Here is an 11,184-nt window from a genome sequence, read left to right as displayed (position 1 = left end):
CCGGGCGCCCGGGGCGGGTGCGGCCCGACGGGGTTCTCAGTGACCGTCGGGCCGCCCGCTTTCCGGGGTCAAACGGTTTCCGCCGAGGGAGTGGAGGGGTGCCGGCGCGCGTCCTCGGCGGTACCGCGCGGCGCGGCGCGGGAGGGCGCCGGTGCCGCGGGGGCCCTCCGGGCGGACGGGGCGGCGCTCTGGCCGGCCACCGTCGCGCCGAACGCCAGTGCCATGCCCGTCAGTTGCAGCGGTGTCAGGCTCTCGCCGAGGGCCGCCCAGCCGACCACCGCCGCCGTGAGGGGGCTGAGCGGGCCGAGGAAGGTGACCTGGGTGGCGCTGAGGCGGCCGATGCCCCGGAACCAGAGCCAGTACGCGATCGCCGTGTTCGCCAGGGCGAGGTAGAGGTAGCCGCCGGCCGCCGGGGCGTCCAGGGCCGGCGGGGCACCCTCGGCGAGGAAGGCGACGGGCGCGATCAGCAGGCCTCCGGCCGTCAGCTGCCAGCCCGTCAGGGCGAGCGGGCCGACGCCCTCCGGGCGGCCCCAGCGCTTGGTGAGGACGGTACCGGCGGACATCGAGGCGGTGGAGGCGAGGGCCGCGGCGACCCCCAGCACGTCCAGCGCGCCGGCCGCCCTCAGGACCACCAGGCTGACCCCGGACGCGGCCACGACGCCGGTGACCACATGGCGGGCCGTCGGCCGCTGCCCCAGCAGCAGCGCCGAGAGGCCGACCACGAGCAGGGGGCCCACCGAGCCGACCACCGCCGCCATGCCGCCGGGCAGCCGGTACGCGGAGAGGAACAGCAGCGGGAAGAAGGCGCCGATGTTGAGCGCGCCCAGCACCGCCGCCTTCCACCACCAGGCCCCGCGCGGCAGCACCCGGACGAGGGCGAGCAGGACAAGACCGGCGGGCAGGGCACGCATCAGGCCGGTGAACAGCGGCCGGTCGGGCGGGAGGAACTCCGTGGTCACGGCGTAGGTGGTGCCCCAGGAGACGGGGGCGAGGGCGGTGAGCGCGATGAGGGTGGCACGGTTCGCGGCCATGACGGGCACACCTCTTCCGAATAGATCGATGAAAAGTAGCTTACTTGCAAGCTACTTGCCGTCAATCTACTTTCTTGCGGGTGACCCGTTCCCGGCGGATACTCCTGTTCATGACCGCAGAGCAGCGCCCCCAGGACCCCGTCGACGCGATCACCGAACAGTGGGCGCGGGTGCGGCCCGATCTCGACACCGCCGGCATGGAGGTCTTCGGGCGCGTCTTCCGGCTCGCGCGCGCCATGGGCGACCGGATGGAGAAGGAGTACGCCAGGTACGGGATCTCCCGCGGGGAGTTCGACGTCCTCGCCACCCTGCGCCGCTCCGGGGAGCCCTACACCCTCTCCCCCCGCCGGCTCTCGGCCACGCTGATGCTCACCACCGGCGGGATGACCGGCCGCCTCGACAAGCTGGAGCGCGCGGGACTGCTCCGCCGCTCCCCCGACCCGCACGACCGCCGCGGACTGCGGGTCACGCTCACCGAGGCGGGCCTGCGTCTGATCGACGCGGCGGTCGGCGCGGGGCTCGCCGTCCAGACGGAGGCCCTGTCCGCCCTGGGCGGGGAACGGGCGGGGGAGCTGGCCGGTCTGCTCCGGGAACTGCTGCTCGCGACCGAGCGGTAGGAACCCGCCCCTCCTCAGCCGACGTGCGTGGCGAGCGCGGCCTCGATGCCGGCCGCGCCGGCGGAGTCCGACGCCCAGGCCACATATCCGTCGGGGCGCACCAGCACGGTCGTACGGCGGCTGCCGGACGCCCAGCGTTCCACCGCCAGCCGTTCCTTGCGGGCGCCCCCGTCGCCGTACGGCTCCGGTGTGATCAGGACGAAGCGGCCGCCGCGCAGCGCCTGGTGCAGGCGGCCGCCGCCCCCGAGCGTCACGTCGGGGACGCGCAGGCCGGTCATGCGGTGGGCGCCGAGGGGCGCGGCGTACCGGACGCCGACACCGGTGACCTGGCCGAGCGCCCTGCGGCGGACCGGGGCGGCGTGGGTGACCACCGCGGCCAGGGCCGCGCGCAGTGCCAGGGTCGCGGGGCGCCGGGCCATGGCGAGCCGGACGATGCCGCCGCTGCTGCGCAGCACCGTCCGGCCGACGGGGTGCCGTTCGGCGTGGTAGGTGTCGAGCAGGGAGTCGGGGGCGTGGCCGTCCAGCACCTGGGCGAGCTTCCAGCTCAGGTTGGCCGCGTCCTGCATGCCGGTGTTCATGCCCTGTCCGCCGGCCGGGGTGTGCACGTGCGCGGCGTCCCCGGCGAGGAAGACGCGGCCCACGCGGTAGGCGGGCGCCTGGCGTTCGTCGCTGTGGAAACGGGACATCCAGCGGGCGTCGTGCATGCCGTGGTCCCGGCCGAGGGCGAGGCGGGTGATCTCCTTGATCTCGTCGAGGTCGAGGGGGGCGTCGTCGGGGACGTCGCGGGCCCGGTTCCAGCCGATGACCCGGTGGTAGCCGTCGCCGAACGGCGCGAGGAAGGCGAAGGCGTCCCCGACGGCGTTCACGGTGAGCAGCGTCTCCGGCTGCTCGGCGAGCCGTACGTCCGCCAGGACCACGGACCGGATGACGGAACGTCCGGGGAAGGGCAGCCCGACCGCCTCCCGTACGGTGCTGCGCATTCCGTCGGTGCCGACGACGTACGCGGCCCGCAGTTCCCCGCGCTCCCCGCCGGGGCCCTTCGTCCCGACCGTCACGCCGTCCGCGTCCTGGGTCAGTCCGGTCGCCTCGGTCTCGTACCGGAAGTCGGCGCCTGCTTCGACGGCCCGCCGCAGCAGGGCCTTCTCCACCTCGTACTGCGGGATGACCAGGAGGTGGGGGAAGCGGGAGGGGAGGGCGCGGAGGTCGAGTTCGAGCCGGTCGTACAGGCGCAGCCGGTCGAGCGGGCGGCCGACCGCCTCCAGTTCGCCGGCCAGGCCCCGCACGTCGAGCTGTTCGAGGGTGCGGGCGTGCAGGACGAAGGCGCGGGAGAGGTTGCTGATCCCGCGGGCGCGCTTCTCGACGACGGTGACGGGGACGCCCGCGGCCGCCAGGTCACCGGCCAGCAGCAGGCCGGTGGGGCCGGAGCCGACCACGATCACGGTACGGGTGGTGCCGTTCATCAGGACCTCCTCGGTGCCACCTGTGAGGAGATCGTGCCGCGGCGGAACGCGCAAGGGCGCCTTTCGGCAGCGCAGAGGGCGCCGGCCCCGCGTACGGCGGTGCCGGCGCCCTCTGCACGAGCGGGTGAGCCCCGGGTCAGGCCTTGGCTTCGGCCTTGGTGCTGATGTTGGAGCTGGTCGTGTCCTTCTTCTTGTGCGACTTGTCGCCGACCATCACCAGAGCGGCGATGATCACGAACAGCGCGATCGGGGCCACGACATAGAGGCCCAGCGTCTCGATGACGCTCAGACCGGTGCCGGGGTCGTCGCCGTCGTCGCGGGTGAGCGCGAGCGCGGGGGACGACATGAGCAGCATCATCAGCGTCGTACCGGCTGCCAGGGCGCCGGCGCGCAGGGCGTTCTTCTTGTCCACGGTGCCCAAACTATCCAACGTGGTCGGGGTTCGCGCGGGCGGGGTGCCGTAAGCCGCCCGCGCAATCCGCGGGCAGTCGTGCCTCCCCCAGTGCCTTAAGGCCTGGGAGGTACCCCCAGGGCGGCACGAGTGGGCTGGGGGTCCCCCCTCTGGGGGAGGCACCCCGCCCGCGCCGGGCTGCGCGGACACCCCCGCCCGGCCTCAACGCCGTGAGCGGCCAAGCGGACGTCACGGGGGGCCGCCACCCCCGGACCCTGCTTCGGCCCTGAACGGGCCTCGTCCTCAAACGCCGGACGGGCTGCTGGTCCTCAGCACATCCATCAGTGCCCGCAGCCTCGCCGACGCCGCCAGTTCCTCCAGCGTCACCGGCCTTCCCCGCGCGTCCGCCACCGGCAGCCGCCAGTTCGGGTACTGGTCCCACGTGCCGGGCAGGTTCTGCGGGCGCCGGTCGCCGATGCCGTCGGGAAGCCAGACCCCGATCATCCGGGCCGGCGTGCGCAGCAGGTACCGGTGGACGGCCTGGATCTCGGCCTCCTCGGAGGCGTCCGCCCCCATCAGCCCCAGCCGTACGAACAGTTCCCGCCACTCCGCCGTGTCGGCCGCCGCCTCCGCCCGCTCCTCCGCCGGCGGCCGCGTGAGCAGCCCCAGGCTGTCCCGCAGTTCCACGTGCTCCCCGCTGAGCCGTGCGGCCGTCGGCGGCAGGTCGTGGGTGGTGGCGGTGGCCAGGCAGTCCGCGCGCCAGTCGTCCGGCGGCAGCGGGCGCCGGTCGCCGTCCCAGTCCCGTTCGAACCACAGCACCGACGTGCCGTACACACCCCGTTCGCGCAGCGCCTCGCGCACGCCGGGCTCGACGGTCCCCAGGTCCTCGCCGATCACCACCGCCCCGGCCCGGGACGCCTCCAGGACGAGGACGGCGAGCATCGCCTCCGCGTCGTAACGGACGTACGTGCCCTCCGTGGGCGGGTGGCCCTCGGGGACCCACCAGAGCCGGAACAGGCCCATCACATGGTCGATGCGCAGGGCGCCCGCGTACCGGAACAGTCCTCGCAGCAGGGCGCGGAAGGGAGCGTATCCGGAGGCGGCGAGCCGGTCGGGGCGCCAGGGCGGCAGGCCCCAGTCCTGGCCACGCGCGTTGAAGGCGTCCGGGGGCGCGCCGACGGACATGCCGGCCGCGAAGTACTCCTGCTGGGCCCAGGCGTCGGCGCCGCCGGGGTGGACGCCGACGGCGAGGTCGTGGACGATCCCGACCGGCATCCCGGCCTCGCGCGCGGCCCGCTGGGCGGCGGTGAGCTGGGCGTCGGTGAGCCAGACGAGCCGGGAGTGGAAGTCGACGCGGTCCGCCAGCTCCTGCCGGGCACGGGCGGTCCCGGGCGAGCGCGGGTCGCGCAGTGCGGCGGGCCAGCGGTGCCAGTCGGCACCGTGGACCTCGGCGAGCGCGCACCAGGTGGCGTGGTCCTGAAGGGCCTGACCCTGTCCGGCGCGGAAGTCGTCGTAGGCGGCGCGGCGGCCGGGGCCGAGCGGGACCCGGTGCACCAGTTCCAGCGCCTCTCGTTTGGCCTCCCACACGGCGTCCCGGTCGATCAGGGCGCCGTCGTCCAGCACCGCCTCGCGCAGCCGTCCGGCCCGCTCCAGCAGGGCGCGCACGTGGTCGCGGTCGTCGACGTACGCGAACTCGGGGACGTCCTCGATCCGCAGGTGGACGGGGTCGGGGAAGCGGCGAGAGGAGGGGCGGTAGGGGGAGGGGTCGGTCGGGGGGCCGGGGACGGCCGCGTGCAGGGGGTTGACCTGGACGAACCCGGCGCCGAGGGCGCGTCCGGCCCAGCCGGCGAGTTCGCCGAGGTCGGCGAGGTCGCCCATGCCCCAGGAGCGGCGGGAGAGCAGGGAGTAGAGCTGGACCAGGAGCCCGTACGCGCGTCCGGGCGGCGCGGGCAGCGTGGGCGGTGCGACGATCAGGTGGGCGTGGGCGGTGCGGCCGTCGGGAGTGGTGGCGGTCAGTTCGTGCACGCCGGGCGGGAGGTGCTCGGCCCGGTCGCGGGTCTCGCCCTGTTCGGTGCGGACGAGCAGCCGGGTGCCCTCGGGGAGCGCGGTGAGGGCGGCCGGGGTGCCGGCGCCCCAGCCGACCACGGTGGGGGGCAGCAGCCGCTCGCCGAGTTCCCGTTCGCGGGCGGTGAGGGCGGCGCGTACGGCCTCGGGGGTGGCCGTGTCCACGCCGAGGGCGGCCAGCGTGAGGGAGACGGCGGTGGCCGTGGCCGCGACCGTGCGGTCCGGGGAGGGGTGGTACGAGGTGGCGACGCCGTGCAGGGCGGCGAGCCGGGACAGGTCCTCGGAAGGGGGCTCGGCCGGCCGTGGCGCGCTCACCCTAGGGCTCCGGGCGGTACTGGGCCGGGAAGGAGTCGAGCCCGGAGGAGTCCGAGGTGTCCAGGAAGGCGTCGGACTCGCTGGTCAGGGGGGTGGTGTCGGCGAGCGGCGGTTCGCTGGTGAGGGGTTCGGCGTCGGGCAGCGGAGGTTCGCTGGTCAGCGGCGTCTCGGCGCAGGATCCTTCCGCGCTGAAAACGCAGAAGTGCGGTTCCTCGAGGTCGGCGGAGGGCTCCGCCACGGGTTTGGACAGGATCGGGGAAGGGACGTGAGCCGGTGCAGCCACAGGTGGCCTCCTCGTCGAGCACGGCGCGCGGATCACGCGGGGCGTGCGGGTCGTGCGGGTTATCCCGCAGCCCTACCCAGGGGGCGCGATGCCAGACGCACAAAGTCTTTCAACGTGGTCCTGATCACATTCTTCCCCCGCCCCCTTCCTCCACGGTGGGACAAACGCGCCACAACGGCCACTCTCATTGACACGTTCACCGCAGAAATGGTGGGCTCGGGTCTTCTCGGTAACGGAATGGACACGGCCGCACCGGCCACCGGGCCGGGCGGCCCGTCGAGCGACCAGGAGGGCCCCGTGCGGCTACGGCGTGGCAGGACGGCGAACACGACGGCGAGCGCCGGAAGGACCGCCCTCGCCCTCGCCGTCCTCGCCGGCACCCTGGGCGCCGGGACCCTGGGCACCGCGCCCGCCGCCGTGGCCGCGCCGCCCGCGCCGGGCACCACCGCGTCCCCGGCCGCCGACACGGCGCGGGCGGCGGAGCCGTCCGTGTGGCCGCGGCCGCACTCCCTGCGCGCGAACGGCGCCCCGGTCGCGGTGACCGAGGAGGTCGCCCTGGTCGTGGACGCGACGGCCGACCCGTACGCCCTCGACGCGCTCCGCGCGCTGCTGCGGGAGGCGGGCGCGCGCCGGTTCACCGCCCCCGGCGCACAGGTGCCCGAGGGGGCGCTCGTGGTGCGCGTGGACCGGGAACGCACCCCGGGCGACCCCCGGCACGCCCTCCCCGTCGGCGGTTACGCGCTGACCGTCGGCAAGGGTGCCGTCTCCCTGTCCGGCGCGGACGGCGACGGCCAGTTCCACGGCGTGCAGACGCTGCGCCAGCTGCTGCGCCCGGACGGCACCACGTTCACCGCGGCCGTCGTGCGCGACTGGCCCGGCACCGCCGTGCGCGGCATCACCGAGGGCTTCTACGGCACTCCGTGGACGCACGGACAGCGGCTGGCCCAGCTCGACTTCATGGCCCGCACCAAGCAGAACCGGTACCTCTACGCGCCCGGCGAGGACCTCTACCGGCAGGCCCGCTGGCGCGAGCCGTATCCGGCCGGGCGGCGGGCGGAGTTCCGGGAGCTGGCGGAGCGGGCGCGGCGCGACCACGTCACGCTCGGCTGGGCGGTGGCGCCGGGGCAGGCGATGTGCTTCGCCTCGGACGACGACCTGCGGGCGCTGACCCGCAAGCTGGACGCGATGTGGGCGCTGGGCTTCCGCGCCTTCCAGCTGCAGTTCCAGGACGTCAGCTACAGCGAGTGGCACTGCGGGGCGGACGCCGGCCGGTTCGGTTCGGGGCCCGGCGCGGCCGCCCGCGCCCAGGCGCACGTGGCGAACGCGGTGGCCCGGCACCTGGCGGAGCGCCACCCGGACGCCGCCGCCCTGTCCCTGATGCCCACCGAGTTCTACGAGGACGGTTCGACGGCGTACCGGCGTGCCCTCGCCGAGGAGCTGGACGCGGACGTCGAGGTGGCGTGGACCGGGGTCGGGGTGGTGCCGAGCACCATCACGGGCGGCCAGCTGGCGACGGCTCGGGAGGTGTTCGGGCATCCGCTGGTGACCATGGACAACTACCCGGTGAACGACTACGCCCCCGGCCGGATCTTCCTCGGCCCCTACCAGGGCCGCGAACCGGCCGTCGCGGCGGGTTCGGCCGCGCTGCTCGCCAACGCGATGGCGCAGCCCGAGGCGTCCCGCATCCCGCTGTTCACCGCCGCGGACTTCGCCTGGAACCCGCGCGACTACCGTCCCCGGGAGTCCTGGCGGGCCGCGATCGCCGATCTCGCCGGCGGTGACGCCCGGCGCGAGGAGGCACTGGCCGCGCTCGCCGGGAACACCGCGTCGTCGGTGCTGGACGGCGAGGAGTCGGCGTATCTGCGGCCGCTGCTGGAGGCGTTCCGGCGGGCCCGTACCACCCCCGGCGCGGACGGGACGGTGGAGGAGGCGCGGCTGCGGGCGGCCTTCACCGTCCTGCGCGAGCTGCCGGAGCGGCTGTCCGGGACCGGGCTCGCCGCCGAGGTCGACCCGTGGTCCCGGCGGCTGGCCCGCTACGGCGAGGCGGGCATCACGGCCCTGGACCTGCTGCGCGCGCAGCGGGCCGGGGACGCGGACGCCGCCTGGGCGGCGTACCGGCGGCTGGGCGAGCAGCGGGCGGGACTGGAGTCCTCCCGGGTGACGGTCGGCGAGGGGGTCCTTGACCCGTTCCTGAGCCGGGCGCGGCAGGCGTACGACAGCTGGGCGGGCATCGGCCACGAGCCGCCCGCGCGGTCCGGCGGCGACCGCGTCCTCGACCTCCCGCGCGCCCGGACGCTGAACGCCGTGACGGTGCTCACCGAGCCGGGCACGCGGGGGACCGTGGAGGTCCGTGTGCCGGGCGAGGGCTGGCGCCGGCTGGGCGCGCTGTCCGCGTCGGGCGCCACCGAACTGCCGTCCGGCGACGATCCGGTGGACTCCGTCCGGGTCACCGGCGCCGACGCCTCCCGGGTACACCACCTGGTCCCCTGGTTCGCGGACGCGCCCGCCGCCTCCGTGGAGCTGCCCGACGACCGCGCGGACACCGACATCGGCGGTGTCCGGCGGCTGACGGTCGCCCTCGGCTCGCTGCGCCCCGACGAGGTGCGCGGCAGGCTGACCGCGGACGCCCCGAAGGGCATCGGCGTGCGGGTGCCGAAGGACGCGCTGACCGTGCCGCGCGGTACACCGGTGGAGGTACCGGTCGAGGTGACGGTGGATCCGGGCACGCCCACCGGGTCGTACGGCGTCCGGCTCGCCTTCGCCGGCGCCACCCGCACGCTGACGGTCCACGCCGTCCCCCGCACCGCGGGGCCCGATCTGGCCCGCACCGGCCGGGCGAGCTCCTCGGCCGACGAGACACCCGACTTCCCGGCCCCGGCGGCGAACGACGGCGATCCGGAGACCCGCTGGTCGTCCCCGGTCGACGACGACGCCTGGTGGCAGGTCGAGCTGGAGCGTCCGGTACGGCTGGGCAGGGTCGCGCTGCACTGGCAGGAGGCGCACCCGTCGGCGTACCGCGTGGAGGTGTCGGCGGACGGCCGCACCTGGCGCACGGCGGCAGAGGTCCGGGGCAGCCGGGGCGGCCGGGAGACCGTCCGCATGGACGAGCCCGGCGTCCGGCACATCCGCGTCCAGGGCGAGAAGCGGGCGACGCGGTACGGCTACTCGCTGTGGTCGGTGGAGGCGTACGCGGTCGCCCGGTGACCGGGCCGGCCGGTGCCGTGAACCGGCGTCCCCGCGGCCGTCGATAGACGGGGTGTGAGACTGTTCCGCCCCATGGGGGGCCACCGGGAGAAGGACGCGGGGGACTCCGACGCGGCGCTGCTGAGGGCCGTCGCGGGCGGGGACCCGACGGCGCTGGCCGCGTTGTACGACCGGCACGCGGGCTGGCTGTACGCGCGGCTGAGCCGGCGCTGTGCCGACCCCGAGACCGTGCGGGAGGTGCTCCAGGACACGTTCGTCACGGTGTGGCGGTCGGCGGACGCCCACCGCGGCGAGCAGGCCGGCGGCTGGCTGTGGACCATCGCCGCGCGGCGGCTGGTCGACACGTACCGGGCGCAGGAGCGGGCCGCGCGGCTGCGCACGGCGCCGATGGAGGAGGCGTGGGACGGCCTCCCGCCGGCCGGGGCCGCGGCGCCGTCCGCCGAGGACCGGGTGCTGGCGGGTCTGGAGTACGGGGATGTGGGCACCGCCCTCGGCCGGATCTCGCCCGAGCTGCGGGAGGTGCTGCGTGCCACGGTCGTCGACGGGCTGAGCACCCGTGAGGCCGCGCGGCTGCTGGGCATTCCCGAGGGAACCGTCAAGTCCCGCGCGATGCGCGCCCGCGCCGAGCTGCGGGCGGTCCTGGCGCAGATGAGCCCGTCACCGATGGGAGGTCCGGCATGACCGGCTGGCACGCGTCCGACCACCTCGTCACCCGTTACGCCGACGGCTGCCTGCCGGAGGCGGACGCGTGGTCGCTGGAGAAACACCTGGAGTCCTGCGCCGGCTGCGCGCTGCGCGTCTCGCGGGCGGTACGCGCGACGGCGGCGGGTCCGGCCCTGGCCGGGATCCGCGAGGCGGTACTGGCCGAGGTCCATGAGGCGGTACTGGCCGACGCCCGCGAGACGGCCCGGCCCGACACCGGCACGGCGGCCCGAACCGACCTCCCCGAAACAGCCCGGCCCCACACCGGCACAGCAGCCCCAACCGACTCCCACGGCACCACACAGACCCACACCGGCGCAGCGGCCCGAACCGGCGTGTACAAGGCGGCGCCGGCCGGAGCGGTGCCGGCGGCGCCCGCGTGCGGTCCGGTCTTGGGGGTGCCGGTTCCCGCGCGGCCTGCCGGATTTCCGGGCCGGGCCGGGCTGAGGACGCTCCGGTGGCCGTCCGCCGGTCCGAGGACCGTGCGCGTGCTGTGGGCCCTGGGGCCGGCCGTGCGCGGTGCCTGGCTGCCGGCCGTGCTGCTCGTCGCCGTCGGTGCCGTCGCGCTCGCCCACGGGGCCGGCTTCGCCCACGCCCGGCCCTGGCTGCTGGCCCTCGCCCCGGTCGTGCCGGTCGCCGGGGTCGCCCTGTCCTACGGGCCGCACGCCGACCCGATGCACGAGATCACCGCGGCCACGCCCTCGGCCGGGCTGCGGGTGGTCCTGATGCGCACGGCCGCCGTGCTGGCGGTGAGTCTGCCGCTGCTGACCCTCGCCGGGGCGCTGCTGCCGTCCACGGGCGCCCCGAACGCCGCCGCCTGGCTGCTGCCCGGTCTCGCGCTGACCCTGGCCTCGCTGGCCCTCGCCGGGTACGTCGGCCTGCGCGCCGCCACCGCCGTGACCGGTGGTGGCTGGCTGTGCGCCGTCCTCGGCCCGGTGCTCGCCGCCCCCGGCGGGCCCACCGCCGAGCTGGGCCTGCGGCTGTCCTCGTACCTCGGCGGCGCCCCGGCGCAGGGAGGCTGGGCGGCCGCGGCCCTCCTGTCCGCCGCCCTGCTGGCCGCACGCCGCCCCGCCTTCCACTTCCTGGAGAAGAGTTGAGTACGGCTCCGCACACCGCT

General features: G+C 75.9%; 9 protein-coding genes. 4 read left to right on the top strand and 5 right to left on the bottom strand.

Translation table 11 applies throughout. The annotated features are described in order from the left end of the window. Positions 1-68 precede the first annotated feature (68 nt). Entirely contained in the window at positions 69-1,031 is a 963-nt protein-coding gene (locus tag IH50_RS0106040) for an EamA family transporter (protein ID WP_051767210.1), read from the bottom strand. Positions 1,032-1,141: 110 nt separating this feature from the next. Between IH50_RS0106040 and IH50_RS0106035 the strand changes: the two genes are divergently transcribed. Further along, entirely contained in the window at positions 1,142-1,648 is a 507-nt protein-coding gene (locus IH50_RS0106035; protein ID WP_030858062.1) for a MarR family winged helix-turn-helix transcriptional regulator, read from the top strand. Between the two features lie 14 nt (positions 1,649-1,662). On the opposite strand, the gene IH50_RS0106030 is transcribed toward IH50_RS0106035, so the two are convergent. The 4 genes from IH50_RS0106030 to IH50_RS0106015 form a co-directional block, all read right to left on the bottom strand. After that, on the bottom strand, positions 1,663-3,108 hold the full coding sequence (locus tag IH50_RS0106030; protein WP_030858060.1) for an FAD-dependent monooxygenase: 1,446 nt from the start codon (positions 3,106-3,108) through the stop codon (positions 1,663-1,665). 136 nt (positions 3,109-3,244) lie between these two features. Next, a complete protein-coding gene (locus IH50_RS0106025; RefSeq protein WP_030858058.1) occupies positions 3,245-3,520 on the bottom strand; it encodes a hypothetical protein in 276 nt (91 codons plus the stop codon). Between the two features lie 282 nt (positions 3,521-3,802). After that, on the bottom strand, positions 3,803-5,878 hold the full coding sequence (malQ, locus tag IH50_RS0106020) for a 4-alpha-glucanotransferase (protein WP_030858056.1): 2,076 nt from the start codon (positions 5,876-5,878) through the stop codon (positions 3,803-3,805). A gap of 1 nt (position 5,879) precedes the next feature. Further along, complete coding sequence (locus IH50_RS0106015; RefSeq protein WP_030858054.1) at positions 5,880-6,161, bottom strand: hypothetical protein; 282 nt, start codon at positions 6,159-6,161, stop codon at positions 5,880-5,882. A gap of 297 nt (positions 6,162-6,458) precedes the next feature. On the opposite strand from IH50_RS0106015, the gene IH50_RS0106010 reads away from it, so the two are divergent. From IH50_RS0106010 to IH50_RS0106000, 3 genes are all read left to right on the top strand, one after another. Then, positions 6,459-9,365, top strand: a complete 2,907-nt coding sequence (locus IH50_RS0106010) for a beta-N-acetylglucosaminidase domain-containing protein (protein ID WP_030858051.1) — start codon at positions 6,459-6,461, stop codon at positions 9,363-9,365. 72 nt (positions 9,366-9,437) lie between these two features. Next, a complete protein-coding gene (locus IH50_RS0106005; protein WP_030858049.1) occupies positions 9,438-10,046 on the top strand; it encodes an RNA polymerase sigma factor in 609 nt (202 codons plus the stop codon). Further along, on the top strand, positions 10,043-11,164 hold the full coding sequence (locus IH50_RS0106000; RefSeq protein WP_030858048.1) for a zf-HC2 domain-containing protein: 1,122 nt from the start codon (positions 10,043-10,045) through the stop codon (positions 11,162-11,164). Before IH50_RS0106005 ends, IH50_RS0106000 begins: the two co-directional genes overlap by 4 nt. Positions 11,165-11,184 lie beyond the last annotated feature (20 nt).

The organism is Streptomyces sp. NRRL S-37 (genome assembly GCF_000721605.1).
Lineage (GTDB): Bacteria > Actinomycetota > Actinomycetes > Streptomycetales > Streptomycetaceae > Streptomyces.
This window is presented reverse-complemented; position numbering and strand designations above follow the sequence as displayed.